This window comes from Amnibacterium soli (genome assembly GCF_039544415.1).
GTDB classification, from domain to species: domain Bacteria; phylum Actinomycetota; class Actinomycetes; order Actinomycetales; family Microbacteriaceae; genus Amnibacterium; species Amnibacterium soli.
Genome location: NZ_BAABLP010000004.1, coordinates 157223 through 182524, shown reverse-complemented (window position 1 = coordinate 182524; position 25302 = coordinate 157223). Strand labels below are relative to the sequence as shown.

The 25302-nt window shown below is 72.6% G+C and carries 30 protein-coding genes and 1 tRNA gene; 5 read left to right on the top strand and 26 right to left on the bottom strand.

Annotated elements, in window-relative coordinates; all coding sequences use genetic code 11:
• The 5 genes from ABEA53_RS10355 to ABEA53_RS10335 form a co-directional block, all read right to left on the bottom strand.
• The gene (locus tag ABEA53_RS10355) at positions 1-423 is read right to left on the bottom strand and encodes a heat shock protein transcriptional repressor HspR (RefSeq protein WP_345481067.1); all 423 of its coding nucleotides are present in this window, start codon (positions 421-423) and stop codon (positions 1-3) included.
• 79 nt (positions 424-502) lie between these two features.
• Positions 503-1492 (bottom strand): DnaJ C-terminal domain-containing protein, encoded by a 990-nt coding sequence (locus tag ABEA53_RS10350; protein ID WP_345481065.1) that lies wholly within the window; start codon positions 1490-1492, stop codon positions 503-505.
• 3 nt (positions 1493-1495) lie between these two features.
• Positions 1496-2107 (bottom strand): nucleotide exchange factor GrpE, encoded by a 612-nt coding sequence (locus ABEA53_RS10345; RefSeq protein WP_345481064.1) that lies wholly within the window; start codon positions 2105-2107, stop codon positions 1496-1498.
• Positions 2104-3960 (bottom strand): molecular chaperone DnaK, encoded by a 1857-nt coding sequence (gene dnaK / locus ABEA53_RS10340; protein ID WP_345481063.1) that lies wholly within the window; start codon positions 3958-3960, stop codon positions 2104-2106. The genes ABEA53_RS10345 and dnaK overlap by 4 nt, the downstream gene beginning before the upstream one ends.
• Before the next feature lie 166 nt (positions 3961-4126).
• Positions 4127-5056: a rhomboid family intramembrane serine protease gene (locus ABEA53_RS10335; protein ID WP_345481062.1), complete on the bottom strand. Its 930-nt coding sequence runs from the start codon at positions 5054-5056 to the stop codon at positions 4127-4129.
• A gap of 276 nt (positions 5057-5332) precedes the next feature.
• Here ABEA53_RS10335 and ABEA53_RS10330 point away from each other — a divergent pair, with 276 nt between their 5' ends.
• On the top strand, positions 5333-6670 hold the full coding sequence (locus ABEA53_RS10330; protein ID WP_345481061.1) for an MFS transporter: 1338 nt from the start codon (positions 5333-5335) through the stop codon (positions 6668-6670).
• Here the strand turns inward: ABEA53_RS10330 and ABEA53_RS10325 are convergent.
• The 6 genes from ABEA53_RS10325 to ABEA53_RS10300 are packed head-to-tail and all read right to left on the bottom strand — an operon-like array spanning position 6620 to position 11084.
• Positions 6620-7120 (bottom strand): DUF427 domain-containing protein, encoded by a 501-nt coding sequence (locus ABEA53_RS10325; protein ID WP_345481060.1) that lies wholly within the window; start codon positions 7118-7120, stop codon positions 6620-6622. The genes ABEA53_RS10330 and ABEA53_RS10325 overlap by 51 nt on opposite strands.
• A gap of 20 nt (positions 7121-7140) precedes the next feature.
• The gene (locus ABEA53_RS10320) at positions 7141-8001 is read right to left on the bottom strand and encodes a prenyltransferase (RefSeq protein WP_345481059.1); all 861 of its coding nucleotides are present in this window, start codon (positions 7999-8001) and stop codon (positions 7141-7143) included.
• Positions 7998-8303 (bottom strand): lycopene cyclase domain-containing protein, encoded by a 306-nt coding sequence (locus tag ABEA53_RS10315; protein ID WP_345481058.1) that lies wholly within the window; start codon positions 8301-8303, stop codon positions 7998-8000. Before ABEA53_RS10315 ends, ABEA53_RS10320 begins: the two co-directional genes overlap by 4 nt.
• Positions 8300-8635 carry a lycopene cyclase domain-containing protein gene (locus tag ABEA53_RS10310; RefSeq protein ID WP_345481057.1) on the bottom strand — a complete coding sequence of 112 codons (336 nt, stop codon included), beginning with the start codon at positions 8633-8635 and terminating at the stop codon, positions 8300-8302. Before ABEA53_RS10310 ends, ABEA53_RS10315 begins: the two co-directional genes overlap by 4 nt.
• Positions 8632-10209, bottom strand: a complete 1578-nt coding sequence (gene crtI / locus ABEA53_RS10305; protein ID WP_345481056.1) for a phytoene desaturase family protein — start codon at positions 10207-10209, stop codon at positions 8632-8634. The genes ABEA53_RS10310 and crtI overlap by 4 nt, the downstream gene beginning before the upstream one ends.
• Positions 10206-11084 carry a phytoene/squalene synthase family protein gene (locus tag ABEA53_RS10300; RefSeq protein WP_345481055.1) on the bottom strand — a complete coding sequence of 293 codons (879 nt, stop codon included), beginning with the start codon at positions 11082-11084 and terminating at the stop codon, positions 10206-10208. The genes crtI and ABEA53_RS10300 overlap by 4 nt, the downstream gene beginning before the upstream one ends.
• Before the next feature lie 125 nt (positions 11085-11209).
• Here ABEA53_RS10300 and idi point away from each other — a divergent pair, with 125 nt between their 5' ends.
• A complete protein-coding gene (gene idi, locus ABEA53_RS10295; protein ID WP_345481054.1) occupies positions 11210-11740 on the top strand; it encodes an isopentenyl-diphosphate Delta-isomerase in 531 nt (176 codons plus the stop codon).
• Positions 11741-11764: 24 nt separating this feature from the next.
• On the opposite strand, the gene dcd is transcribed toward idi, so the two are convergent.
• Entirely contained in the window at positions 11765-12370 is a 606-nt protein-coding gene (dcd, locus tag ABEA53_RS10290) for a dCTP deaminase (RefSeq protein ID WP_345481053.1), read from the bottom strand.
• Between the two features lie 73 nt (positions 12371-12443).
• Between dcd and ABEA53_RS10285 the strand changes: the two genes are divergently transcribed.
• Positions 12444-12514, top strand: a tRNA-Gly gene (locus tag ABEA53_RS10285).
• A gap of 226 nt (positions 12515-12740) precedes the next feature.
• Here ABEA53_RS10285 and ABEA53_RS10280 read toward each other — a convergent pair.
• The gene (locus ABEA53_RS10280; RefSeq protein WP_345481052.1) at positions 12741-13067 is read right to left on the bottom strand and encodes a DUF3467 domain-containing protein; all 327 of its coding nucleotides are present in this window, start codon (positions 13065-13067) and stop codon (positions 12741-12743) included.
• Positions 13068-13205: 138 nt separating this feature from the next.
• Between ABEA53_RS10280 and ABEA53_RS10275 the strand changes: the two genes are divergently transcribed.
• Positions 13206-13694 carry a DUF4383 domain-containing protein gene (locus ABEA53_RS10275; protein ID WP_345481050.1) on the top strand — a complete coding sequence of 163 codons (489 nt, stop codon included), beginning with the start codon at positions 13206-13208 and terminating at the stop codon, positions 13692-13694.
• Positions 13695-13706: 12 nt separating this feature from the next.
• Positions 13707-14189 carry a hypothetical protein gene (locus ABEA53_RS10270; RefSeq protein WP_345481048.1) on the top strand — a complete coding sequence of 161 codons (483 nt, stop codon included), beginning with the start codon at positions 13707-13709 and terminating at the stop codon, positions 14187-14189.
• Between the two features lie 42 nt (positions 14190-14231).
• Here the strand turns inward: ABEA53_RS10270 and ABEA53_RS10265 are convergent, their stop codons facing one another.
• The 13 genes from ABEA53_RS10265 to ABEA53_RS10205 all read right to left on the bottom strand — a co-directional run bounded on the left by ABEA53_RS10265 (position 14232) and on the right by ABEA53_RS10205 (position 25117).
• Entirely contained in the window at positions 14232-15527 is a 1296-nt protein-coding gene (locus ABEA53_RS10265; protein ID WP_345481047.1) for an ATP-dependent DNA helicase, read from the bottom strand.
• Positions 15524-17290: a cytochrome c oxidase assembly protein gene (locus tag ABEA53_RS10260; RefSeq protein ID WP_345481046.1), complete on the bottom strand. Its 1767-nt coding sequence runs from the start codon at positions 17288-17290 to the stop codon at positions 15524-15526. Before ABEA53_RS10260 ends, ABEA53_RS10265 begins: the two co-directional genes overlap by 4 nt.
• 117 nt (positions 17291-17407) lie before the next feature.
• The gene (locus tag ABEA53_RS10255; RefSeq protein ID WP_345481045.1) at positions 17408-17692 is read right to left on the bottom strand and encodes an HU family DNA-binding protein; all 285 of its coding nucleotides are present in this window, start codon (positions 17690-17692) and stop codon (positions 17408-17410) included.
• Between the two features lie 106 nt (positions 17693-17798).
• Positions 17799-18104 carry a 30S ribosomal protein S14 gene (gene rpsN, locus ABEA53_RS10250; protein WP_345481044.1) on the bottom strand — a complete coding sequence of 102 codons (306 nt, stop codon included), beginning with the start codon at positions 18102-18104 and terminating at the stop codon, positions 17799-17801.
• Between the two features lie 10 nt (positions 18105-18114).
• Positions 18115-18282 (bottom strand): 50S ribosomal protein L33, encoded by a 168-nt coding sequence (gene rpmG, locus ABEA53_RS10245; RefSeq protein ID WP_119480475.1) that lies wholly within the window; start codon positions 18280-18282, stop codon positions 18115-18117.
• Positions 18282-18518, bottom strand: a complete 237-nt coding sequence (rpmB, locus tag ABEA53_RS10240; protein ID WP_345481043.1) for a 50S ribosomal protein L28 — start codon at positions 18516-18518, stop codon at positions 18282-18284. The genes rpmG and rpmB overlap by 1 nt, the downstream gene beginning before the upstream one ends.
• 198 nt (positions 18519-18716) lie before the next feature.
• Positions 18717-19118: a Fur family transcriptional regulator gene (locus ABEA53_RS10235; RefSeq protein WP_345481041.1), complete on the bottom strand. Its 402-nt coding sequence runs from the start codon at positions 19116-19118 to the stop codon at positions 18717-18719.
• On the bottom strand, positions 19115-19954 hold the full coding sequence (locus ABEA53_RS10230) for a metal ABC transporter permease (protein ID WP_345481040.1): 840 nt from the start codon (positions 19952-19954) through the stop codon (positions 19115-19117). The genes ABEA53_RS10235 and ABEA53_RS10230 overlap by 4 nt, the downstream gene beginning before the upstream one ends.
• Entirely contained in the window at positions 19951-20745 is a 795-nt protein-coding gene (locus tag ABEA53_RS10225) for a metal ABC transporter ATP-binding protein (RefSeq protein WP_345481039.1), read from the bottom strand. The genes ABEA53_RS10230 and ABEA53_RS10225 overlap by 4 nt, the downstream gene beginning before the upstream one ends.
• Entirely contained in the window at positions 20742-21635 is an 894-nt protein-coding gene (locus tag ABEA53_RS10220; protein WP_345481038.1) for a metal ABC transporter solute-binding protein, Zn/Mn family, read from the bottom strand. Before ABEA53_RS10220 ends, ABEA53_RS10225 begins: the two co-directional genes overlap by 4 nt.
• A 60-nt stretch (positions 21636-21695) precedes the next feature.
• Positions 21696-23009, bottom strand: a complete 1314-nt coding sequence (locus ABEA53_RS10215) for a dihydrolipoamide acetyltransferase family protein (protein WP_345481037.1) — start codon at positions 23007-23009, stop codon at positions 21696-21698.
• Positions 23010-23030: 21 nt separating this feature from the next.
• On the bottom strand, positions 23031-24005 hold the full coding sequence (locus ABEA53_RS10210) for an alpha-ketoacid dehydrogenase subunit beta (protein WP_345481036.1): 975 nt from the start codon (positions 24003-24005) through the stop codon (positions 23031-23033).
• Positions 24002-25117 (bottom strand): thiamine pyrophosphate-dependent enzyme, encoded by a 1116-nt coding sequence (locus tag ABEA53_RS10205; RefSeq protein ID WP_345481035.1) that lies wholly within the window; start codon positions 25115-25117, stop codon positions 24002-24004. The genes ABEA53_RS10210 and ABEA53_RS10205 overlap by 4 nt, the downstream gene beginning before the upstream one ends.
• Positions 25118-25302: the final 185 nt, after the last annotated feature.

The window sequence follows — 25302 nt, the reverse complement described above, 5'->3', positions numbered from 1 at the left end:
CTACTCCGACTCGATGGAGCGAGGGCGCCACACCATCACCTCGGTGCGACGAGCGGCACGGGTGCCGTGCCGCAACGGCACCACGTCTCCCTGGGGGGACGACGCGAACACGCGGGCGCCCGGGCGGGACAGCAGCTCGTTGGCGAGCGCCGTCTCGAGCTGGCGCACCCGGTCGCGCAGGCTCACGACCTCGTTCTCGAGCTCGAGCACGCGCTTGATGCCCTCGAGCGAGACGCCCTCGCTCGACAGGCGCTGCACCTCCCGCAGCTGCGCGACCTCGCGCAGCGAGTAGCGGCGGGACTTGCCGGAGGTGCGGCGCGGCACCACGAGGCCGAGCCGGTCGTACTGCCGCAGCGTCTGCGGGTGCATGCCCGCGAGCTCCGCGGCCGCGGCGATGGGGAAGATCGGGTCGTCCGCTTCCATCACTGCTCCAGCTGTCGTCGGTGTCCGCGGATCGGGGGAATCGGTCCGGCCGATTCCCCTGATCCGTGGACACGACCGGTCATGCGCGGGCCCTGGCCAGCAGGTCGTCGCGCGGGTTGTCGTCGCCGGAGGCGGCGGCGAAGGCGTCGAGCGCCTCCTTCTGCGCCGCGGACAGGTGGCTCGGCACCGCGACCTCGACCCGGGCCAGCAGGTCGCCCGTGCCCTTCGGCGTCTCGACGCCGCGGCCCTTCAGCCGCAGCACCTGGCCGCTGGAGGTGCCGGCCGGCACCTTCATGCGCACCGGGTCGCCGCCGAGCACGGGCACCTCGATCGTCGCGCCGAGGGCCGCCTCCGCGAACGTCACCGGAACGTTCACCCTGAGGTTGAGGCCCTCGCGCTCGAAGACCGGGTGCTTGTCCACGCGGACCGTGAGCACGAGGTCGCCCGGCTCGCCGCCGTCGGGGCTCGGTTCGCCCTTGCCCCGCAGCTTGAGCTTCTGGCCGTCGGTCACGCCGGCCGGGATGCGGACGGTGATCGGCTTGCCGTTGCCGCCGGACAGGGTGACGGTGTCGCCCTTCGTGGCGGTGAGGAAGTCGATGCTCGTCGTGGCGGTCACCTCGCGCCCGGGGGTGGGCCCCCCGAACCCGCGGAACCCGCCCGAGGTCTGGCCGAAGCCTCCCCCGTTGCCGAACATCCCGCCGAGGATGTCCTCGAACCCGCCTCCGCGGGTGCTGGTCCTCGTGCGAGTGCCCTGCCCGAACAGGTTGCCGAACACGTCCTCGAAGCCGCCGCCGCTCTGGCCGCCGGCCCCGCCCGCCGTGAAGCGGGCGCCCGAGCCCATGGCCCGGATCTGGTCGTACTCCTGCCGCTGCTCCTCGTCGGACAGCACGCTGTACGCCTCGGAGATCTCCTTGAACCGCGCCTCCGCCTTCGCGTCGCCGGGGTTCGAGTCGGGGTGGTACTGCCGCGCGAGCTTCCGGTAGGCCTTCTTCAGGTCGGCCTGCGAGACGGACTTGTCGACTCCGAGGACCGCGTAGAAGTCCTTCTCGAACCAGTCCTGACTCGCCACGGCTCAGCTCCCGGAGGGGGTGTCGACGACGACCTTCGCCACGCGGAGCGTCGTCTCGCCGATGCGGTAGCCGCGCTCGACCACGTCGGACACGGTGGGGCTGGTCACGTCGGGGCTCTCCCGCTGGAAAATCGCGTCGTGCTGGTGCGGGTCGAAGAGCTCGCCCTTCTCGCCGTAGGGCGTGATGCCGAGCTTCGCGACGGCGCCGCGCAGCTTCTGCGCGATCGCGGTGAGGGGGCCGCCCTCGGCGAGGTCGCCGTGCGCCTCCGCCCGGTCCAGGTCGTCGAGCACCGGCAGGAACGCCCGCGCGGCGTCGCCCGTGGCACGGTCGCGCAGCGCGTCGCGCTCGCGCTCGGTGCGGCGCCGGTAGTTGGCGTACTCCGCCGTCACGCGGCGCAGGTCGGCGAGGTGCTCGCTGTCCTGCGGGGTGCCGTCCGGCCCGGTCCCGGCGGGGAGGTCGCCCTCCCCGTTCAGGAACGCCTGGTCGGCGTCGTTGAGCGACGTCTCGACGTCCGGCCCCTCGGCCTGGATCCAGTTCTCGTCGTTCTGGCCACCGTCGCCCTGGGGGGCGCCCTCCTCGGGCGCCCCCTCCGGCTGGTTCTTGTCGTCCGTCATCGCTTCGGCTCGTCGTCGTCCACGACCTCGGCGTCCACGACGTCCTCATCGGAGGAGGACGAGGCGGCGGGCTCCTCGGCGCTCGGGGCGGACTGCTCCGCCTGCGAGCTCGCGTAGATGGCCTGGCCGAGCTTGGTCTGGCTCTCGTTCAGCTTGTCGAACGCGGTCTTGACCGCGTCGTCGTCGTCGCCGGCGAGCGCGCTCTTCAGGGAGTCGACGTCGCCCTGCACCTCGTCCTTGACGTCGGCGGGCAGCTTGTCGTCGTTCTCCTTGATGAGCTTCTCGATCGAGTAGACGAGCTGCTCACCGGAGTTGCGGACCTCGGCGGCCTCGCGACGGCGCTTGTCCTCCGCGGCGTGCTCCTCGGCCTCGCGGACCATGCGCTCGATGTCGTCCTTCGGGAGGCTCGAGCCGCCCGTGATCGTCATCGACTGCTCCTTGCCGGTGCCCTTGTCCTTCGCGGACACGTGGACGATGCCGTTCGCGTCGATGTCGAAGGTGACCTCGACCTGCGGCATGCCCCGAGGCGCCGGCGCGATGCCGGTCAGCTCGAAGGTGCCGAGGTTCTTGTTGTCGCGGGTGAACTCGCGCTCGCCCTGGAACACCTGGATCGCGACGGACGGCTGGTTGTCGTCGGCCGTGGTGAAGGTCTCGCTGCGCTTGGTGGGGATGGCCGTGTTGCGCTCGATGAGCTTGGTCATGATCCCGCCCTTGGTCTCGATGCCGAGGGACAGCGGGGTGACGTCGATGAGGAGGACGTCCTTGCGCTCGCCCTTCAGCACGCCGGCCTGCAGGGCGGCGCCGACGGCGACGACCTCGTCCGGGTTGACGCCCTTGTTGGGCTCCTTGCCGCCGGTGAGCTTCTTCACGAGCTCGGAGACGGCGGGCATGCGGGTGGAACCGCCGACGAGGACGACGTGCGCGATGTCCTCGACCTTGACGCCCGCCTCCTTGATGACGTCCTGGAACGGCTTGCGGGTGCGCTCGAGCAGGTCGCTCGTGAGGTTCTCGAACTGCGCGCGGGTGATCGTCTCGTCGAGGTTCGCCGGACCGTTCTCGGTCAGCGACAGGTACGGGAGGGTGATCGAGGCGGAGGTGGAGCCCGAGAGCTCCTTCTTCGCCTGCTCCGCGGCCTCCTTGAGGCGCTGCAGCGCGATCTTGTCCTTCGAGACGTCGACGCCGGTCGAGTCCTTGAAGCGCTTGATCAGGTGCTCGACGACCCGCTGGTCCCAGTCGTCGCCGCCCAGGCGGTTGTCGCCGGCGGTGGAGCGGACCTGGATGGTCGAGAAGCCCTCGTCCTTGCCCACCTCGAGGAGGGAGACGTCGAAGGTGCCGCCACCGAGGTCGAAGACGAGGATGAGCTCGTCCTCCTTGCCCTTGTCGAGGCCGTAGGCGAGCGCCGCGGCGGTCGGCTCGTTGATGATGCGCAGCACGTTGAGGCCGGCGATCTCACCGGCGTCCTTCGTGGCCTGGCGCTCGGCGTCGTTGAAGTACGCCGGCACGGTGATGACGGCGTCCGTCACGCTGTCGCCGAGGTACTGCTCGGCGTCGCGCTTCAGCTTGCCGAGGATGCGGGCCGAGATCTCCTGCGGCGTGTAGGGCTTGCCGTCGATGGACGTGGTCCAGCTGGTGCCCATGTGGCGCTTGACGGAGGAGATGGTGCGGTCGACGTTGGTGACGGCCTGACGCTTCGCGGTCTCACCGACCAGCACGTCACCGTCCTTCGCGAACGCGACGACCGAGGGGGTGGTGCGGAAGCCCTCCGCGTTGGCGATGACCGTGGGGTCGCCACCCTCGAGCACGGCGACCACGGAGTTCGTGGTCCCGAGGTCGATTCCGACGGCACGAGCCATGGGGTGTCTCCTTGCGTTGATTGTCTGCGGCACGACTTGCGTCGTGGCGACTCAACATTAGGAACCCGAGGCGACCGTGTCCAATCGCAGCCCGAGAAGTTGAGTCATAGGTACTCAACTCTCAGGAAGCGCCCGAATTCCCGGTGGATGGGAGCGATCGCCGGGATCAGGCGAGCGCGCGCAGCGCGGCCACCAGGACGAGGCCGACGCAGACCGCGGCGATGATCAGCAGCGGCGTGCGGCTCCTCCAGCCCCGGTCCGGGCCCGATCGGATCAGCCAGAGCGCGCCGGCGCCGCCGACCATGCCGCCGACGAGGCCGGCGAGGCCGTTCCCGCCGAGCACGAGGCTCAGCATGAGGTTGATGCCGATCATGATCAGGATCTGCGTGCGCATCTGCGGTTCGTGCCACACGACGACGAGCAGCGCGGCGAAGCACCCGAAGATCACCGGCGACAGCCCGGCGGCGAAGCCGGCCGACAGCACCAGGCCCGCGCTGCCGACCACCGCGGCGGTGCCGACGACGATCAGGAAGGTCCGCAGGCCGAGCATCCGCTCGAGCTGCGGCGCCGTGAGCCAGAAGAAGACGGCGGACAGCGCGAAGAAGACCGCCGAGGGGAAGCTGAACCCGCCCGACGAGCTGACCAGCGGCGCCGTCAGGTAGCGCCACACCTGCAGCTCCGGCAGCGGGAGCGGCGACAGACCGAGGGAGGAGGACTGCCCCGCGAGGAACGCGAACGGCAGCATCGAGAACGAGCCGACGACCCAGAGCACGATCGCGGAGCCGAGGATCACCGAGCTGGCGCTGAAGCCGACGCCGCGGGGCGCGAGCAGGGACTGCACGCGAGCGGCCGCAGCCGGCCGACGACGGCTGCGCTTCGGCTTCGCGAGCGGGGTGACGGTGTTGGCGGGCCGCCAGGCGACGCCGCCCGAGGTCTCCGCGACGCACTCGGGGCAGTGCACGCCGACCGGGGCCTGGATCTGGCACTCCGGGCACACGGTGCGGCCGCAGCGCTGGCACAGCACCCAGCTCTGCCGCCCCGGGTGGCGATAGCAGACGGAGGGGTCCGTCTCCAGGGCACGCGTTCGATCGGTCACCCGCCGATTCTCCCCGATCCCGCGCGCGTCGCGGGGCGTGCCGCGTCCCCCGTTCTCGGCGGGCGCCCCGCCCGCTCCTCCTCCACAGCCCCGATTCGGGTGTGCGCAACCCGATGCACGTGGATCAGGGCACCAGAGGTCGAACGATCGCGCGTTCCCGTCCCGGTAGCGCACGAGCCCTCGCGCACAACTCGGACTGGAGCCCACGACCACTCCCCGCCGCCGGGACGCGAACGGGGGATCCGGTCCGACACCTCGCGGTCCTACGCTGCGGCCATGACCACGGCACCGCCGCCCGCCGTCCGGCTGCTCGACCGCCGCGTCTTCGCCTGGGCGGCCTGGGACTGGGGCAGCGCCTCGTTCAACGCCGTCATCACCACGTTCGTCTTCACCGTCTACCTCACGAGCGACGTCTTCACCGGGCTGACCCCGGAGGCCCCCGGCTACACGGCGGCGAAGGCGGCGCTGTCCAGCGGGCTCGGCGCCGGGCTCGCGGTCGCCGGCGTCGCGGTCGCACTGATCGCTCCGGTCGTCGGGCGGCGCTCCGACGCCGTGGGCCGACGGCGTCGTCCGCTCGCCGTCGCGAGCGCCGTCGTCGCCGCCGCGATGGTCGGCATGTTCTTCGTCCAGCCGTCCCCGTCCTACTTCTGGTTCGGCGTCGCGCTCGTCGCGATCGGCACGGTCGCCTACGAAGCGGGCGCCGTCAACTACAACGCGATGCTGCTGCCGCTCTCCACCCCGAGGTCGATCGGGCGCATCAGCGCGTTCGGCTGGGCCTCCGGCTACGTCGGCGGCATCGTCCTCCTGGTCCTGCTCGTCACGACCCTGATCCCGCTCGGGGCGTTCGGCGTGCGGCTGAGCGCGCTCGTCTGCGCGATCTGGTTCGCCGTGTTCGCGATCCCGGTGCTGTTCGCGGTCCCCGACGACCGCCGGATCGCCACCGGGGAGCAGCTCGGAGTCCTCGCCACCTACCGGCGGCTGGTCGCCGACCTCGTCGCCCTGCGGCGGAACGACCGCAACCTGCTGATGTTCCTCATCGCGAGCGCCGTGTTCCGAGACGGGCTCACCGGCGTCTTCACCTTCGGCGCGGTCATCGCCGCCGCCGTCTTCGGCTTCACGTTCTCGGAGGTCCTCGTGTTCGGCGTCGCGGCGAACCTCGTCGCCGGGGTCAGCACCCTGATCTCCGGTCGCTTCGACGACCGCTACGGCCCGAAGCCGGTGATCATGACATCGCTCGTCGGCCTCGTGGTCTGCGGCACGATCGCGTTCGCGCTGCAGCACGAGGGCCGGTGGGTGTTCTGGGTCTTCGGCCTGGCGCTCTGCCTGTTCGTGGGCCCGGCCCAGACCTCGAGTCGCGCCCTCCTCGGCCGGCTCGTGCCGGCGGAGCGGGCGGGCGAGCTCTTCGGCCTCTACGCCACGACCGGTCGCGCTGCCAGCTTCATCGCGCCCGCGGCCTTCGCCGCGCTGACCGCGATCGCGCAGGACCAGGGCTTCGGCATCCTCGGCATCGTGCTGGTGCTCGCGCTGGGGCTCGTCCTGATGCTGCCGGTCGAGGGGTCGTCGTCACCAGCCGAGGGTGCCGGGCGCTCCCTTGAAGGGGCCGACCACCTTTGAGGTGACCCAGCCGCCGTAGAAGTCCCCCTCCTGCGGCACGACGGCCTCGCCGTCGACCGTGCAGCGGTCCATCTTCGACGGGTACACGGCGATGCGGCCGGCGATCGCCTCGTAGCCCGGCCACGGCTCGGGGTAGGTCCACGCGGAGCGGACGGCGATCCGGTTCCCGGCGGCGATCGTCAGGTAGTGCGCCATGCCCTTGAACTCGCACATGCTGAGCCCGCCGCCCTCGTGCACGTCCACGACGAAGGCCTCCGGGGGCAGGTAGTACACGGGAGGGTGGCTGGTCTCGAGCACACGGAGGCTGTCGGTCGTCTCCGCGACCAGCACCCCGCCGAGCTCGATCCGCACCAGCTCCGTGGACGGTTCCACGGCGGGAGGGCGCGGGTAGTCCCACACCGACTCCTGACCGGGCCCCGGCTCGATCCGCTTGAACCGCTTCCCCCGCATGTCGCGATCCTCCCCCGGATTCACGCGAGCGCCGACGCGACGATCGCGAGCATGGTGACGGCGAACCCCGCGCCGTAGTTGATGGCCAGGAAGCGGCGCCAGCCCCGGTTCGCGCGCTCCGCGGTGGCGTCGGTGATGCCGACGAACGGCAGCACCATCGCCAGGTAGGGCAGCGCGAGCAGCCCGGCGAGCGCCGTCGGCCACCTGGAGCAGGCGGCGAGGACTCCCGCGGCGAGGTACAGCGCCGCGGCGAACAGCACGGTCGCGCGGGCGCCGAGCACGGTGGCGACCGAGCCGATGCCCGCTTCGCGATCCGACGGCACGTCCTGCACCGCCCCGAAGGCGTGGCTCGCCATGCCCCAGCAGAAGAACGCGGCGAGCAGCAGCACGGCGCGGGCGTCCGGCGCGACCCCGGCCAGCGCGACCGCGTACGCGGCGGGGCTGGCGAAGTGGGTGGCCGAGGTGATCGAGTCGAGCACCGGGCGCTCCTTGAACCGCAGCACCGGCGCGCTGTAGGCGACGACGGCGAACACGCTGATCAGCAGGACGAGCCAGGAGGCGGGGCCGCCGAGCAGCACGAGCACCACCAGGAACGGCGCGTTCGTGACCGCGGCGGCGAGCAGGGTGGGCCGGTGGAACGCGGGGGCGAGCACCGCGCCCTCGATCCCGCCCTTGCGGGGGTTCCGCAGGTCCGACTCGTAGTCGAACACGTCGTTGATGCCGTACATCGCCAGGTTGTACGGCACGAGGAAGTAGAGGGTGCCGACCACCAGCACCAGCGGGTCCACCGGCCGCGCGAGCAGCAGGTAGGCGAGCGCGAAGGGGTACGCCGTGTTGACCCACGAGAGCGGGCGGGAGGAGACGAACAGGTGGCGGATCACCGCGCGCGCCTCCGCTCGAGCAGGACCCACAGCGCGGGCAGCGCGAGCGCCGCGACGATCGCGTAGGAGAAGTCCTCCACCGGTGCGACGCCGAGGCGGATCCCGAGGATGCGCGTGGAGTCGTACGCGACGACGCCCGAGCCGACGATGACGTTGTCGAACACGGCGGTCAGCGCGACGAGCACCACCAGCCCGGCGAGCGCCGGCAGCAGCGCCCGGCGACCCGCCCGCGCGAGCACGACGAGCGCGACCGCGGAGACGGGCACGGCGACGCCCGCGGCGAGCCAGAGGTAGGTGGTCACCGCGCGGAGCCCCGCCCGGCACCTCGATCGACGAGGCGCTGCACGAGCGCGAAGGCCTCCATCGCGCTGAGGCACAGCAGGATCAGGAAGAAGAGCTCCTCGAGCGGGATCTGCGGCGCGAGGTCGATGCCGACCAGCAGGTCGTTCCGGCCCTCGAAGAAGATGCCGAGCGCCACCCCGGCCGCGTCCCAGACCAGGAAGCCGACCACGCCGATCGCGAGCACCGCCGCCGCCCGCCGCGGTGCGGCGCCGAGGAAGAGCTTCGACCTGAGGTCGAGGAACACCAGCCCGGCGATGGAGAGCAGCAGTCCGCCCAGGTACAGCCCGGTCACGGACGGACCAGCGGCTCGGGCAGCGGCCCCGCCGTGGTGTCGTCGTGCAGGCGCTTGATCACGAGCTCGGCGCTGATGAGGCACATCGGCAGGCCGATCCCCGGGATGGTCGACCCGCCCGTGAAGAGCAGGCCGTCGACCTTCCGGCTCGTGTTCCCGGCGCGGAAGAGCGCCGACTGCGCGAGCGTGTGGGCGGGACCGAGCGCCGTGCCCTGCCAGGCGGCGAGGTCGTCGGCGAAGTCGGCCGGGCCGATGGTGCGGCGCACCTCGATGCGGTCGGCGAGGTCGGGCGTCTCGAGCCACCGGGACACCTGCGCGATAGCGCGGTCCGCGATCGCCTCCACGCCCGCGTCGCCGGCGCCGTCGACGCCGCCGTGCCCGATCGCCGGGTCGGCGGTGACCGGCACCAGCACGAAGAGGTTCTCGTGCCCCTCCGGGGCGACCGCGTCCGTGGCGCTCGGCCGGCAGACGTAGAGGGAGAGCTCGTCCGGCAGGGGCGGCGCCGGCCGGTGCGTGGGCATGACCGCTTCGAAGTTCTCCCGCCAGTCGTCGGTGAAGAACAGCGTGTGGTGCAGCAGCTCCGGCAGCTCGCCGCGGACGCCGAGCAGCACGAGCACCGCGGAGGGTCCGGGCGTGCGCTTGGACCACCAGTCGGCGTCGTAGGTGCGGAGGGCGGGCGGGAGGAGGGTGCGCTCGGCCGCCTCGAGGTCCATCGCGCTGACGACGAGGTCCGCGGGGACGACGTCGCCCGCGGCCGTGCGGACGCCGGTGACGTGCGGGGTGCCCGCCGCGGTGCCCTCGGTGAGGATGCGCGCAGCCGGCGTGCCCGTGCGGATGTCGACGCCCCGCTGCTCCGCCTGCTTGCGGATCGCGTCGATGACGGCGGTGATGCCGCCGCGCGGGTAGAGCACGCCGCCCTCGAGGTCGAGGGTGCTCATCAGGTGGTACATCCCGGGCGTCTTGAACGGCGAGCTGCCGAGGAACACCGCGGGGTACTGCAGGATCTGCGCCAGCCGCTGGTCCTTGAACCGACGGGTCACGAAGCGGTGCAGCGACTCGGTCAGCATCGGCACGAGGCGCGGCAGGCCGCGCACCACCTCCCGCACCATCAGCGGCTTGAGCTTCTGGAAGGTCGTGTAGAGGAAGTACCGCTTGGCGGTCTCGTACACCCACCGCGACGAGTCGAGGTAGCGCGACAGCTGCTCGCCGGCACCGGGTTCGAGCGACTCGGCGAGCGCGATGTTCGCCTCGCGGCTCGCGGCGATGTCGACGACCTCGGCGGCCGCACCGGGCTTCGGCTCGAAGACGACCCGGTAGCCGGGGTCGAGCTGCTGCAGGTCGAGCTCCGCGTCCGCGCTCGAGCCGAGCAGGCGGAAGAAGTGGTCGAACACCTCGGGCATCAGGTACCAGGAGGGGCCGGTCTCGAACCGGTAGCCGCCGCTGTGCCACTGCCCTGCCCGGCCGCCGACGTCGTCGCGCGCCTCGAGCAGCACGACGTCGTGCCCCTCCTCCGCCAGCAGCGCCGCGGTCGCGAGACCCGCGATGCCGCCGCCGATGACGACCGCGCGGCTCATCGTCGCCTCGGCAGGCGCCCGGCGACGGCGAGCGCCGCCAGCCGCGCCTTCGCCGGGTCGGGCACCCGGATGCGGGTGGTGCGCAGGGTCTCCGCCGGCGTCGCGCGGATGCGGACCGCGAGTTCGGCGAACAGGCCGTGCGCGAGCGCCACCGCGCGCCGTGGACCGGGTTCCAGCAGCGGCAGGGCGGCCGCCGCGGCCGCGAGGTCCGCGTCGATGTCGTCCAGCAGCCGGTCCTTGGTCGATTCGTCGAGACGCGTCACGTCCACCCCCGGGAAGTAGGCGCGCCCCAGTCCGTCGGAGTCGGCGGCGAGGTCGCGCAGGAAGTTCACCTTCTGGAACGCCGCACCGAGCCGGCGCGCACCGGTCTCGAGCGTCGCGAGCTGCTCGGGCGAGCGCGGCGGCCCCTCGGCCGTGAACGCGCGGAGGCACATCAGGCCGACCACCTCCGCGGACCCGTCCACGTACTCGGCGAACGAGGCGTCGGTGTGCGTCGCGCGCTGCAGGTCCATGCGCATCGACGTGAAGAACGGCGTGACGATCCCCCGCTCGATCCCGACGGCGCGGGCGGTCGTCGCGAAGGCGTGCACCACGAGGTTCGTCGAGTACCCGGTCCCCATCGCCTCGTAGGTCGACGACTCGAGGTCGTCGAGCGCCGCGGCGATGCGATCCGCGGGGACGCCGGCCGCGGCCGCCACCCCGTCGACGACCTCGTCCGCGAGGCGAACCAGCGCATAGACGTTGCGGATGTGTCCCCGGGTGCGGGGCGGCAGCAGGCGCACCGCCAGCCCGAACGAGGTCGAGTACTCGCCGATGACGACGGCGGAGGAGCGGGCCGCGGCGCGGTCGTAGCGCTCGAGCGGTCCGGCGCTCACGGGCACCGGCTCCACGGGTCGACCGCGCAGGTTCGAGCGCCGCCTGGCTCTAGGCTGGCGGCCTCTCGGCGCCCCCGAACGGGGGCGTCTCGGTACGGCACGACGGCAAGGGTACAGCGCAGCGGATGACGGACATGGACGAGCGCGTGGTGCTCCTCGACGACGACGGCACGCCGATCGGCACGGCCCCCAAGGCGACCGTGCACGACGAGGACACGCGCCTCCACCTCGCCTTCAGCTGCCACCTCCGCGACGCCGACGGCCGCCTGCTCGTCACCCGCCGCGCGCTCTCGAAGCGCACCTGGCCCGGCGTGTGGACCAACTCCTTCTGCGGGCACCCGGCACCCGGCGAGGACATGGCGACGGCGATCGCTCGCCGGGCGAACGACGAGCTCGGCGTCACGGTCACCGATCTGCGGCTGGTGCTCCCCGACTTCCGGTACCGCGCGACCGACGCGTCCGGCGTCGTGGAGAACGAGATCTGCCCGGTCTACGCCGCCGTGACGCTCGACGAGGTGCAGGCCGACCCCGACGAGGTCGCCGAGTACCGCTGGATCGAGTCGGACGACCTCGAGGTCGCCGCGAGCATGGCGCCCTGGGCCTTCAGTCCCTGGTTGAACCTCCAGCTCGCGGAGCTGGCGGCCGCCCGCGCCTGAGCCTGTTCCACGTGAGCAGGACGCTCAGGCTCCGGAGGCCCCCGCGTCCGTGACGGAGACGTCCGCCTTCGTGAAGTTCAACCAGGACCGGGAGGCGGTCGGGCCCCGCTGGCCCTGGTACCGCGACGCGTACTCGCCCGAACCGTACGGCTTCTCGGCCGGCGAGCTCAGGCGGAAGAAGCACAGCTGCCCGATCTTCATCCCCGGCCAGAGCTTGATGGGCAGCGTCGCCACGTTGCTCAGCTCGAGGGTGATGTGGCCCGTGAACCCCGGGTCCACGAAGCCGGCCGTCGAATGGGTGAGCAGGCCCAGGCGGCCGAGGGAGCTCTTGCCCTCGAGCCGGGCGGCGATGTCGTCGGGGAGCGTCACGGCCTCGAAGGTCGCACCGAGCACGAACTCGCCCGGGTGCAGCACGAAGGCCTCGCCGGGCTTCGTCTCCACGAGGCGCGTCAGGTCCGGCTGGTGCTCCGCCGGGTCGATCACCGCGTACTTGTGGTTGTCGAACAGCCGGAAGTACCGGTCGAGCCGCACGTCGAAGCTGGACGGCTGCAGCAGACCCGGATCGTAGGGATCGAGCACCACCCGACCCGAGGAGAGCTCAGCGGCGATGTCCCGATCCGACAGCAGCACGGCCCCGACCCTAGCGGGGCGACGAGACGCCGATCCCCCTTGCTACACTCGCCGGGCGCGCTCGACGCGCATCGCGGGCGTAGTTCAATGGTAGAACTCCAGCTTCCCAAGCTGGTAGCGCGGGTTCGATTCCCGTCGCCCGCTCCGCATCCATGGTCCTCGAAGCGCGAGCGCTTCGGATCCTGTGCCGCTTCGCGGCTCGTGAACCGAGCTGCGGTACGCGACCACTCGCCGCCGGGTCGGTCTCACGGCCTCTGCCGCGCAGGCGCTCCGATGTCCGCGGCGACCGTGCACGCCGTCGTGTCGGTGGCTCAGCGGTGATGGCGCTCCGTTCGACTGCGCGCAGGTCGACGTCCCCGGCCGCCCTGGTTCAGGGGTGGGGGAGCCACGCCTCCGGCGGCTCGGAGCGGCCCGTCTCCTCCAGCCACTGGTCGGCCTGCGTCTGCAGCGCCGCGATGATCTGGAACACCTGCTCCGCCGGGATGCGCACGCGGGCGGCGACGCGCGCCGGCATCGCGCCCACGATCTCGCCGTCGCCGTCCAGCTGCGGCTGCGGGCCGGGCGACGTCAGCGACAGGAAGTCGAGCACGAAGGTGTTCGGCGTGTGCCAGATGCCGGCGAAGTCGGCGAAGACCCCGACCTCCTGCTTCGGGGGCACCGTCACGGCGATGGAGGGGGTCGCGGCCTCGTCGGTCATGGCTCCACGCTAGGACGCGGGACGAGCTGCGGCGTGGACGGACCCTCCCCCGCTCGCGGAGTGGCGAACTCCCGGCGGAGCCTGACATCGTGGGTGCCGGTCCCGACGCGGGACCGAGTGACGAGGAGGCGCGCGAGCGTGCAGATCAACCAGATCAACCCCGGGACGGCCTTCCACAAGTCCCCGAACCGGATCATCGCGACCCTGTTCGGCGCGGTCTACGTGCTGGTCGGGCTCCTCGGCTTCTTCTGGGTCAACGGCGTGCCCTTCGCCGGTCCGGGCGACGGCAGCAACGCGATCCTCGGGATCTTCGAGGTCAACCCGCTGCACAACATCGCGCACCTGCTGATCGGCTCCGCGCTGCTGATCGCCGGCGCCGGCACCGCCGCCTCCGCGCGGGCCGCGAACAGCACCGTCGGCGCCCTCTACCTGCTGCTCGGCATCGTGGGCTTCTTCCTCACCGCGCCCGACGGCGGCCGGTCCCCCGTGAACTTCCTGTCGCTCAACGTGCCGGACCACATCCTGCACCTCGCCTCGGCGCTGCTGCTGCTCGCGACCGGTCTCGGTGCGGACCACGGCGCCACCCGCGACCGCGAGCAGCCGGAGCCCGAAGCGCAGCACGTCTGACCCGGGCGCCTCGTGCGCACCTGGCCGGGGCTCGCCGCCATCGGCGCCGGGCTGATCCACCTCGGCAGCTCCGTCGGCGCGGTCCCGGCCGCCCTCACCCCGCTCCTCCTCCTCGGCGTCGCCGAGGTCCTGTGGGGCGTCCTGGCGCTCTCCCGCACCGCCCCTCCCGCCGCGCCCGCAGCAGCCGGAGGCACCGCGGTCGCACTCGTCGGCACGGTCGTCGGCCTGCTGCTGCCGGGCTCCGCCGCGCGCCACGGGTTCTCCGTCTCGCTGGGCGTCCCGCCCGTCGCTTTCGCCGTCGGCGGGGCGCTCGACCTGGCGGTCGGCGTGCTGCTGGTCGTCCACCTGCTGCGCGGCCGCATCGAGACCCGCCCGATGCGCCCCCTCCGCTTCGTGCTGGAGGCGGGCGCAGCGGCTGCGGTCGTCGCCGTGCTGGTCACGCAGGGCCTCGCCGCCACCTCCGTCGGCGGCTCCATGCCGATGCAGATGCACTGAGCCGGTCCACGGGTTTCACGGCTCGTGGTCGTGCGGGCCGGCTCAGCCCTCGGCTGCGGCCCTTCGGCGCTCCTCGACCCATCGGCGGACGTCGGCGTCGACGATCACGTCGCCGGGGATGAGCGGGCGCGACAGGTAGAGCCCGTCGAGGCTGGTGAGCCGGCTCAGCGCGACGTACGTCTGGCCGGGGGAGAAGGCCCGTCGGCCCAGATCGATGCGCGCCGTCTCCAGCGTCGCCCCCTGCGCCTTGTGGATCGTGACCGCCCAGCCGAGCCGCACCGGCAGCTGCCGGAACTGCGCGACGACCTCGCGCTGCAGCTCCTTGGAGTCCGGCGACACCGTGTAGCGGTGGCGCTCCCACGACACGGGCTCGACCTCGTGCCGCACGCCGTCGATCTCCACCGTCAGCGCACCGCGGGTGAGCTTGGCGACCGTGCCCATCGATCCGTTCACCCAGCGGCCGTCGGCGTCGTTGCGCAGCATCATCACGTGCGCGCCGACCTTCAGCCGCAGCTCCTCGTCAGCGGGGAAGCTGCGGCCGCCGAAGTCGCCGTCCACCTCCGCGAGCGCCGTCGCCTCCTTGCCGGGCAGGTCGGCGAGCGCACGCTTGTTGATGGCGGTCACCGAGGCGTTCGTGCTCGCGAGCGTCAGCGGCGTGTCCGCCGGCAGGGGACGGGCCCCGACCTCGTTCAACCGCTGCGCCATCTCCCGCGTCACGGACCCGTGGCGCACGGCGGTCAGCAGGCGCCGGAACTCCTCGTCCTGCTGGCGGTGGATCAGGTCGAGATGGAGGGTCCGCAGGCCGATCTGGTCCCACACGTGCGCGTCGAAGAACCACAGCGAGCGGTACATCTCGGCGTACCAGGTGCGCTCCTCCGCGCCGCCGGGCACGGGAGCGAGCTGGAACGGGTCGCCGAAGAGCACGAGCTGCACCCCGCCGAACGGGTCCGACCGCCCCCGCGCCTCGCGCAGCGCCCGGTCGATGCCGTCCATGAGGTCGGCGCTGACCATCGAGATCTCGTCGATGATCAGGACGTCCAGCGCCATCAGCAGCCGTCGCAGCTCGCGGTCCTGGTACAGCCGGCTGTTACCGATCAGGCCGACGGGCAGGCGCAGCAGGGAGTGGATGGTCTGGCCGCCGACGTTCAACGCCGCGACGCCGGTGGGCGCTGCGACGGCGACCTTGCGCTGGTCCGCAGCCACGATCCGGTGCAGCACGGTCGACTTGCCCGTGCCCGCGCGCCCGGTGACGAGCAGCGGCGTGATGTCCGCGCCGGCCACGGCCTCGAGCACGGCCTGCTGCGCCGGGGTGAGCGCGACCTCGAGCGCGGCGTTCATGCGGGGACCTCGGATCGTCGGGAGGGGAGCGGCTGAACGGCCGTCGAGGCCTGCGCGTCGGCGGGGCGGCGCAGCGCGACGACGAGCAGCACGAGCGTCGGCGCCGCCGTCACGACCCACGCGAGCACCGCGCCGATGCGCTGGTCGACGAGGGCATCCGTGCCCCAGCCCATCGCGCCGTACCAGTCGGCGAGCAGCAGGCCCGACCCGGCGCCGAGCACGGCGGCAGCAGCGGTCTCGATCAGGAGCAGCAGCACCGTCGCGGCCACCGCCGCCCGTCGCGGACCGCCGAGCACGGCGGCGACGACGAGCGCGCCGGTGACGACGCACTGCAGCAGGGACCACTCCGCGCCGATCGCGTCGGTGACCGACCACCGCAGCAGGGGCGAGCCGTGGAGCGCGAGGAACGCGATCGCCGCGAGCACGGCGACGGGGACCGGGTGCTGCAGGACCCGGGGCAGGTCGCGCTGCTCCGTCCGGTCCGATCGGAGCGCGTGCAGCAGCCGCAGCGGCGCGCCGCCGGCGAGGAGCAGCGGCACGGCGACGGTCAGCGCCGCGTGCTGCGTCAGCTGCGCGCTCAGCAGCACTGGTGCGTAGACGGCGGGTCCCCCGCTCGTGCACCACACGAGCACCAGCACCCCTGCAGTCCAGGAGAGCGTCCGCAGGGCCGGCCACGACCGGCCGCTCCGGCGGAGGCGCACGACGGCGACCAGGTGGGCCGCGAGCAGACCCGCGCCGACGACGAGCCAGATGGCGTCGGGCTGCACGGCGGCCAGCAGCCGAGCGGCGGTCGGCGCCGGCGGCAGCGGGGCGCCCGTCAGGATCGCCGCGGGGGAGGTGCGCGCTGCGGCCGACGTCGGCGCCGCCTGCAGGACCCGGCCTGCGACGCCGAGCCCGGCCGCGACGCCCAGCAGCACGACCGACGCCGACCGGGCCCGCGCCGACCCGGCGACGAGTGCGAGCACCAGCGCGCCGACGACCGCGAGGCCGAACGGCAGCAGGGGCATGCCGCCCAGCAGGAGCGCCGCCACGGCCAGCACCGTGCAGACCGGCGCGATCGCGCGCAGCGCCCGGGACCCGCCTCGTGCTCGGCCTGCGGACAGCACCGCGGTCGCTCCGATCCACGTGCTCGTGCTCAGGAGCACGACGAACGCCGCGGCGCCGGTCGATCGCGTGCCGGCGAGCGTGCCGTCGGGCGTCGCGCTCTGCAGGGCGACGGGCACCAGGCAGGCGGCGGTGAGCAGGGCCAGCACGACCAGCCCGGGAGCCGAGCGGACGGCCACGAGCGCAGCGCTGAGCACCGCTGCGAGGATCGCCGCGATGAGCCAGGTGCGACCGACCGGGATCTCGGCGACGAACGTCACCAGGCCGGGCCCGAACGAGGGCGAGGACACCGCGGGCGCCTGCCCGACGTAGAGCAGGAACGCCGTCAGCGCTGCGGCGACGGCGGCGACGCCGGCGGCCACCGCCGCGGCGTCGAGCAGCGCCCCGCGACGGCGCTCCGCACGGGGCGCCGCGAGGAGCAGCACGGCGAGGATCCCGAGCACGGCGGCCCAGGACAGGTCCAGCGCGAGCCGGGCACCGACCCGGGCGAGCAGCAGCGGCGCGGCTCCTCCCGCACCGGCGACGGCGGCGATCACGGCCGCCGCGACGGCGGCGACCACGAGGAGGAGGACCGGGAGCGCGGCGGGCCGCCGGTCGTCGTCCGCGCGGCCGGCCGGCCGGCCCGGAGCACGGCGAGCGGACGGAGCAGCGGACATCATCCTCTTCAGGGTAGGCGGGCGAGCGCGGCGCAGCGGCCCCGCGGGCCTGCGGGAACGAGAACGGCGCCCGTCCTCCCCGGGGGAGGAGCGGGCGCCGTGCTCGTGCGGAACGCGGTCCTACTTGACGGCGGCCTTCAGCTTGCTGCCGGCGCTGATCTTGACCGACTTGCTCGCGGCGATCTCGATCGGCTCGCCCGTCTGCGGGTTGCGGCCGGTGCGGGCGGCGCGGGACGTCTGCTCGACGGCGAGCCAGCCCGGGATCGTCACCTTCGTGCCGTCGGCGACGGACTTCGCGAGCGTCGAGAACAGCGCGTCGAGCACGCCGTTCACCGTCGCCTGCGACTGGTTCGTCTCGTTCGCCACTGCCTGCACGAGCTCGGTGCGGTTCAGGGTGTCTGCCATAAGAGTCGTCCTCCTCGAGTCGGACGGGTAGGCCGCGGTCAGGCGGCGGTTCGGTGGGTGAGGTCCTGCGTGGTCCCCGGCGTGTCGCCCGGAACCACGCGGAAACCTACCAGGAGGACTTCGTGATGCCGGGGAGTTCGCCGCGATGCGCCATGTCGCGGAAGCGCACGCGCGAGATGCCGAACTTGGAGAGGTTGCCCCGGGGACGCCCGTCGACCGCGTCGCGGTTGCGCAGGCGGACCGGCGACGCGTTGCGGGGCAGCTTCTGCAGACCCACGCGCGCCTCCTCGCGGGACTCGTCGGTGCCGTTCGGGTCGACGAGCGCCTTCTTCAGCTCGAGCCGCTTGACGCGGTAGCGCTCCACGATCACGGCGCGCTGGTCGTTGCGCGCGATCTTGCTCTTCTTCGCCATGTCCTGTTCCTTAACGCTCTTCGCGGAAGTCGACGTGCTTGCGGACCACGGGGTCGTACTTCTTCAGCACGATGCGGTCGGGGTTGTTGCGGCGGTTCTTGCGGGTCACGTAGGTGTACCCGGTGCCGGCGGTCGACTTGAGCTTGATGATCGGTCGGACGTCCTGCTGGCGGGCCATCAGATCTTCTCCCCACGGGCCAGGATGTCCTTGACCACGCTCTCGATGCCACGGGCGTCGATCACCTTCATGCCCTTCGCGGACACCGTCAGCGTGACGGTGCGCTTGAGGGACGGCACGAAGTACTTCTTCTTCTGGACGTTCACGTCGAACCGGCGACGGTTGCGCCGGTGCGAGTGCGAGATGGTGTTCCCGAAGCCGGGTCCGGCCTGGGTCACCTGGCACACTGCTGCCACGATTTCCTCCTCGGTACCGTGCACGTGCCGGAGCACGTGCACCCAAGATCACTTGTCTGCGATCCCCCCGGGTGCGGGACGACCACTGCCGCGACGCGGCCGATCGAGAACCCTACCAGAGTCCCTCGGCGCAGCCTCCTCCAGCGCGTGAAACCACCGCGCACGTGAATCGCCGAGGTTCGAACACCTGATTGCGTTTCAGAGTCGCATCGGCTGCTCGCGGGCAGTGCAGGCCTCGCAGGTGCCGAACACGTCGACGACGTGCTGCGGATCCCGGAACCCGTGTGCCGCCGCCGTGCGGGCGGCCCACGCCTCGATGTCGTCCGCCTCGATCTCCACGGTGCGGCCGCACGACCGGCAGATCAGGTGGTGGTGGTGACCGGGGGAGGCGCAGGCGCGGTACAGGCTCTCGCCCTCGGCCTGCAGGGAGTCCGCCTCCCCCTCCTCCGCCAGGTCCGCGAGCGCGCGGTACACGGTCGCGAGCCCGATCGGCGAGCCGTCGGCACGCAGCGAGGAGTGCAGCGCCTGGGCGCTCACGAAGTCCTCGCGGCCCGCGAGCGCCTCCTGCACCGCGGTGCGCTGCCAGGTCCGCCGCTTCATGCGGCCGAGCGTACGCGCGCGGACCGGCGGGCCCCGGCGACGCGGCAGACGAGGTAGATGAGGAACGACAGCGACGTGACGAACGGGCTGATCGGGATGGAGGACCCAAGGGCCAGCAGGATGCCGCCGACGACCGACGCGGTCGCGAAGAGCATGCTGAGCAGACTGACCGCGAGCGGTCCGGACGCGACCCGCAGCGCGGCGGCGGCCGGGGTGACGAGCAGCGCGAGCACCAGCAGCGCACCGACGGTCTGCACGGCCACCGAGACCGTCAGGGCCAGCAGCACCATGAACAGCATCGAGAGGGCCCGGGTCGGCACGCCCCGGGCGACGGCGACTTCCTCGTCGACGCTCGCGAACAGCAGCGGCCGCCACACGAGCAGCAGCGTGACGAGCACGACGAGCGACACCGCGATGAGCACGAGCACCTGCGGGCCGTCGACCGAGACGACCTGGCCCGTCAGCAGCCCGAACCGGTTCGCGGAACGGCCGGGGTAGAGCGCGAGGAACAGGATCCCCAGGCCGAGCCCGAACGGCATCAGCACGCCGATGACGGAGTTGCGCTCCCTCGCCCGCGCCCCCAGCAGGCCGATGAGCAGCGCGGCGACGACGGAGCCGACCACCGAGCCGGTCACGACGTCCGCGCCGATCAGCAGCGCGCCCGCCGCACCGGCGAACGACAGCTCGCTGATGCCGTGCACCGCGAACGGCAGGTCCCGCGCCATCACGAAGAAGCCGACCAGGCCGCCGACCACGCCGAGCAGCGCGCCGGCGATCAACGAGTTCGTGACCAGGGACAGCAGCGCCCCGTAGTCGGAGTAGTCGAAGAGGCTCATGACGCCTCCTCGGCGTGCTCGTGCGGATCGTGCCCGGCGCCGACGACGACGATCCGGTCGTGCACGCGCACCACGTCGATGTGCGTCCGGTACAGCTCGCTGAGCACGGGGGAGGTGAGCACCTCGTCGGGCGGGCCGATCCGCACCCGCCCGTCCACGAGGTAGACGACCCGGTCGACGTGCTCGAGCACGGGGTTCACGTCGTGGGTGACGAACAGCACCGCGGAGCCGTGCTCCCGGCGCTGCCGGTCGATGAGCCCGCTGACCGCGGCCTGGTTCGCGAGGTCGAGCGAGATCAGCGGCTCGTCGCAGAGCAGCAGCGCGGGGTGGTCCGCGATCGCCTGCCCGACCCGGAGCCGCTGCTGCTCACCGCCGGACAGGCGCCAGGCGGGGCGGTCGGCGAAGCCCTCGGCGCCCACCTCCGCCACGAGACGGGCCACCCGCTCCCGGTCCGCGCGCCGGCGGAACGGCAGGCCGAGCCGGGGGCCGTCCACGCCGAACCCGACGAGGTCCGCGCCGCGGACCGGCGTCGACGCGTCCAGGAGGCGCTGCTGCGGGATGTAGCCGATGCGACGGTCGCCGCGGGACGGCGCCCGCCCGAGCACGCGCAGCGAGCCGCCGCTCAGGGGCTGGATCCCCAGCACGGCCTTCAGCAGCGTCGTCTTCCCGGATCCGTTCGGCCCGAGCACCGCGACGAACTCCCCCGGCTGCACGTCGAGGTCGAGGTCCCGCCACAGGGTGCGCCCGCCGAAGGCGAGCCGTGCGTCCCGCAGCTCGAGCGAGGCGCTCATCGGCTCACCGCCGCGCGCAGCGCCGCGAGGTCCTGCTGCATCCACGCGACGTAGCCCTTCCCCTCCGGCAGCGTCTCCCGCACCCCGACGACCGGCACGTCGGCCGCCTTCGCCGCCGCCAGCACCTGCTCGGTGGTCGCGCCGGTGGTCTGCTCGTTGTAGGCGAGCACGGCCACGCGGTGCTCGGACAGGAGCGCGAGCTGCTCGCGGAGCAGCGCGGGGGCGACGTCGTCCCCCTCCTCGATCGCCTCGCTGAAGTCGGGCGAGGTGCGGTTCACGAGCCCGAGCGCCTCGGTCATGTACAGCGGCACCGGCTCGGTGATCGCCACGCCCTTCCCCTGCGCGGTGCGGCGGATGTCGGCCTCGGTGCGCTCGAGGCCGTCGAGCTGCTCCCGGAAGCGGTTCAACCGCGAGGTGAAGGTCGCCTTCCGCTCGGGATCGATGCGGGTCAGCTCCCGTGCGATGCGGCCCGCGACCTCCGACACGACCGGCACGTCGTACCAGAGGTGCTCGTTGAACTCCCCCGAGTCCGGCGTCCGGTCGAGCCCCGACACGTCCGCGGCGTCGATACGTGCGGTGGAGTCCGGCGCGTTCTTCAGCAGCTGCGTCAGGAAGTCGTCGTACCCGCCGCCGTTCACCACGACGAGCCGCGCCCGGGACACGGCGAGCTGGTCGCGGGCGTCGGCCTGGAAGTCGTGCGGGTCGCGCGACGGGTCGTCGATCAGGGAGTCGACCTGCACGGCGGACCCGCCGACCTGCCGCACGACGTCGCCCCACACGTCGGTGGAGGCGACGACGCGGATGCGGCCGCCGTCCTCCGCGCCGGCCGACGCGGAGCAGCCGGTGAGGAGCAGCAGTGGGACGACGAGGAGGACGGCGAGGCGCTGCACGGACGGCAGGCTAGCGCTTGATGACAATGATTCTCAAACTCGGCGCCGGGCGCCGAGCCGTCAGTCCAGCAGCAGCGCGGGCTCCTCCATCACCGCGGCGACGTCCGCGAGGAATCGGCTCGCCACGTCGCCGTCCACGATGCGGTGGTCGAAGCTCGCCCCGATCGTGGTCACGTAGCGCGGCACGACCTCCCCGTCGACGACCCACGGCTTCTGCCGGATGGTGCCGAGCGCGACGATCGCGACCTCGCCCGGGTTCAGGATCGGCGTGCCGGTGTCCATCCCGAAGCTGCCGAGGTTCGTGATCGTGATGGTGCCCTGCGCCATGTCGGCCGGCGTCGTCTTGCCGTCGCGCGCCGTGATGACGAGCTGCTCGAGCGCGCCCGCCAGGTTCCGCATCGACAGCGACTGCGCGTCCTTGACGTTCGGCACGATGAGCCCGCGAGGGGTCGCCGCGGCGATGCCGAGGTTCACGTAGTGGTGGACGACGATCTCCGCGTCCGTCCACGTCGAGTTGACCGTGGGGTTGCGGCGCACCGCCCAGATGATCGCCTTCGCCATCACGAGCAGCGGCGAGATCTTGACCGACGCGAAGTCCGGCGAGGCCTTCAGGCGCCGCACGTACTCCATCGTGCGGGTCGCGTCCACGTCGACGAAGAGGCTGACGTGCGGCGCGGTGAAGGCGCTGCGCACCATGGCGCTCGCGATCGCCTTGCGGACGCCCTTGACCGGGATCCGCTCCTCGCGGTCGTCCGGCCACGCCGGCGTCTCGACGTTGCGGAACACGCTCTCCTGCTGCTTGCTGCGCAGCACGTCGTCCCGCGTCACCTCGCCCGAGGGGCCGCTCGGCGCCACGCGGGCGAGGTCGACGCCCAGGTCCTTCGCGAGCTTGCGGATCGGCGGCTTCACCGGAGCGGCGACGGCGGGCTTCGTGGGCACCGGGCTCGCGACCGGGCCGCGGCGCTGCCCGCGCCGGCTCTTCGCCCGCGCGTCCACCCCGTAGCCCACCAGGACGGCGCCGGAGCGCTCCTCCGCCGGCGGCTCGACCTGCTCGGCCGGCTCGCGGACCTGCACCTCGTCGGGGGAGGCGGCCTGCGCCGGCGTCTGCAGCGGCGCGGCCAGCTGCTCGGCGGTGCCGGAGGCGACCGCGAAGATCGGCGTGCCGACCGCGACGGTGTCCCCCTCCGCGACGAGCAGCTCCTCGACCGTGCCCGCGTACGGCGACGGCAGCTCGACGAGCGACTTCGCGGTCTCGATCTCGACGACCACCTGGTTCACGGTGACCGCGTCGCCGGGCGCGACCTTCCACGAGACGATCTCCGCCTCCGTGAGTCCCTCGCCGACGTCGGGCAGGGAGAAGTGGGACGTGGTCACGGTTCTCCTAATGCGGCTTCGTCAGTAGCCGAACGAGCGGTCGACGGCCTCGAGCACGCGATCCGCGTCGGGCAGGTGGAGCTTCTCGAGCTTGGCGGGCGGGAACGGGATGTCGAAGCCCCCGACCCGCAGCACGGGCGCCTCGAGCGAGTAGAACGCGCGCTCGGTGAGCGTCGCGGCGATCTCCGCACCGAGGCCGAGGAAGCCGGAGGCCTCGTGGGCCACCACCGCCCGGCCGGTCTTCTCGACGCTCGCCAGGATCGGCGCCCAGTCGATCGGGGACAGGGAGCGCACGTCGACCACCTCGAGGCTGCGGCCCTCCTGCGCGGCGATCTCCGCCGCGCTCAGCAGCACGCTCACCATGGGGCCGTAGCCGATCAGGGTGGCGTCGGTGCCGGTGCGGACGACGCGGGAGGCGTGCAGGCCGACGGCCGGGCGCTCCAGGTCGACCTCGCCCTTCGGCCAGTACCGGCCCTTGGGCTCGAAGAACATCACGGGGTCGTTCGACGCGATCGCCTGCTGGATCATCCAGTAGGCGTCGTTCGGCGTGGAGGGGGAGACGACGCGGAGGCCCGCGGTGTGCGCGAACAGCGTCTCGGGGCTCTCCTGGTGGTGCTCGACCGCGCCGATGTGGCCGCCGAAGGGCACGCGGATCACGACCGGCATCGACAGGCTGCCGCGGTGGCGGTTCGTGATCTTCGCGAGCTGCGAGGTGATCTGGTCGAAGCCCGGGTAGATGAACCCGTCGAACTGGATCTCGCACACCGGGCGGTAGCCGCGCATCGCGAGGCCGATCGCGGTCCCGATGATGCCGGACTCGGCGAGCGGGGTGTCGAGCACCCGGCGGTCTCCGAACTCGGTCTGCAGCCCCTCGGTGACGCGGAAGACGCCGCCGAGCGCGCCGACGTCCTCCCCCATGATCAGCACCTTGGAGTCGTCCTCCATGGCCTTTTTCAACCCCGCGTTCAGCGCGCGGACCATCGGCATCGTGGTCATCGGTCGCTCCCGTACGAGGCCTCGTAGTCGCGCAGCCACTGCAGCTGCTCGTCCATCAGCGGGTGCGGCTCGCTGTAGACGTGCTGGAACAGGTCGGCCATCGGCGGATCGGGCAGCTCGAGCGTGCGGCGGCGCACGTCGGCCGCGAGGTCGGCCGCCTCCGCGTCGATCGTGTCGAACAGGTCGGCGCCGACGCCCTCGGTCTCGAGGTGGCGGCGGAGGCGCAGGATCGGGTCCCGCTCGGCCCACCGCTGCAGCTCCTCCTCCGACCGGTACTTCGTCGGGTCGTCCGAGGAGGAGTGGCCCTGGATGCGGTAGGTCAGCGCCTCGATGAGCGCCGGTCCGGCGCCCGCGCGCGCGTCGTCGAGCAGGGCGCCGGTGACCGCGAACGAGGCGAGCACGTCGTTGCCGTCGAGCCGCACGCCGGGCATGCCGAAGCCGGCGGCCCGGCCGGCGAGCGCGACCCTCGACTGCCGCTCCACGGGCACCGAGATCGCCCAGTGGTTGTTCTGGATGAAGAACACCGTCGGCGTGCGGTAGCTCGCTGCGAAGACCAGCGCCTCGTTCGAGTCGCCCTGCGAGGTCGCGCCGTCGCCGAAGTAGACGACGACCGCGGCGTCCGTCTCCGGATCGCCCGTCGCGGTCGCGCCGTCGAGCTGGAGTCCCATCGCGTACCCGGTCGCGTGCAGCGTCTGCGAGCCGATGACCAGGCAGTACTGCCGGAAGTTGCCGGCCGCGGCGGGGTCCCACCCGCCGTGGACCGCGCCGCGGTAGAGCCGGATGATCTCGAGCAGGTCGAGGCCGCGGATCATGCCGACGGCGTGCTCGCGGTACGCGGGGAAGACGGTGTCCTGCGTCCGGGTCGCGCGGGCGGAGCCGACCTGCGCCGCCTCCTGGCCGTAGCTCGACACCCAGAGGGCCAGCTGCCCCTGCCGCTGCAGGTTCGCGGCGGCGACGTCGAACGCGCGCACCCGCACCATGTCGCGGAGGAAGCCGATCCGCTGCTCGACGGAGGTCGCCAGCGCCCGGTCCGCGTACGGCTCGGCCGCCGCGGAGGGGCGGATCGCGCCGTCCTGGTCGAGCACGCTGATCGTCTCGGAGCCTGAGGCCACCTGCGCTCCTCACGTGGTGCGTCGACGCGCACCCGACGGGCCGCGCACGGTGGGCCGCACGGCCCGCCGATCACTGTATCCGTGGACGGTACCCGGCACGGGGCGCCCCACCGCTGGAGGAAGGGCACAAAGCGCGAGCCCGTTCCATGCACGGTTCCGACGAGCGCAGGCGCGCGGGCCTCCAT

Coding starts and splice junctions, on each gene's coding strand:
- ABEA53_RS10355 (WP_345481067.1), bottom strand. CDS start 423: ATGGAAGCGGACGACCCGATCTTCCCCATCGCCGCGGCCGCGGAGCTC.
- ABEA53_RS10345 (WP_345481064.1), bottom strand. CDS start 2,107: ATGACGGACGACAAGAACCAGCCGGAGGGGGCGCCCGAGGAGGGCGCC.
- dnaK (WP_345481063.1), bottom strand. CDS start 3,960: ATGGCTCGTGCCGTCGGAATCGACCTCGGGACCACGAACTCCGTGGTC.
- ABEA53_RS10330 (WP_345481061.1), top strand. CDS start 5,333: ATGACCACGGCACCGCCGCCCGCCGTCCGGCTGCTCGACCGCCGCGTC.
- ABEA53_RS10325 (WP_345481060.1), bottom strand. CDS start 7,120: ATGCGGGGGAAGCGGTTCAAGCGGATCGAGCCGGGGCCCGGTCAGGAG.
- crtI (WP_345481056.1), bottom strand. CDS start 10,209: ATGAGCCGCGCGGTCGTCATCGGCGGCGGCATCGCGGGTCTCGCGACC.
- idi (WP_345481054.1), top strand. CDS start 11,210: ATGACGGACATGGACGAGCGCGTGGTGCTCCTCGACGACGACGGCACG.
- ABEA53_RS10280 (WP_345481052.1), bottom strand. CDS start 13,067: ATGACCGACGAGGCCGCGACCCCCTCCATCGCCGTGACGGTGCCCCCG.
- ABEA53_RS10265 (WP_345481047.1), bottom strand. CDS start 15,527: ATGAACGCCGCGCTCGAGGTCGCGCTCACCCCGGCGCAGCAGGCCGTG.
- ABEA53_RS10260 (WP_345481046.1), bottom strand. CDS start 17,290: ATGATGTCCGCTGCTCCGTCCGCTCGCCGTGCTCCGGGCCGGCCGGCC.
- ABEA53_RS10255 (WP_345481045.1), bottom strand. CDS start 17,692: ATGGCAGACACCCTGAACCGCACCGAGCTCGTGCAGGCAGTGGCGAAC.
- rpsN (WP_345481044.1), bottom strand. CDS start 18,104: ATGGCGAAGAAGAGCAAGATCGCGCGCAACGACCAGCGCGCCGTGATC.
- rpmG (WP_119480475.1), bottom strand. CDS start 18,282: ATGGCCCGCCAGCAGGACGTCCGACCGATCATCAAGCTCAAGTCGACC.
- ABEA53_RS10235 (WP_345481041.1), bottom strand. CDS start 19,118: ATGAAGCGGCGGACCTGGCAGCGCACCGCGGTGCAGGAGGCGCTCGCG.
- ABEA53_RS10230 (WP_345481040.1), bottom strand. CDS start 19,954: ATGAGCCTCTTCGACTACTCCGACTACGGGGCGCTGCTGTCCCTGGTC.
- ABEA53_RS10225 (WP_345481039.1), bottom strand. CDS start 20,745: ATGAGCGCCTCGCTCGAGCTGCGGGACGCACGGCTCGCCTTCGGCGGG.
- ABEA53_RS10210 (WP_345481036.1), bottom strand. CDS start 24,005: ATGACCACGATGCCGATGGTCCGCGCGCTGAACGCGGGGTTGAAAAAG.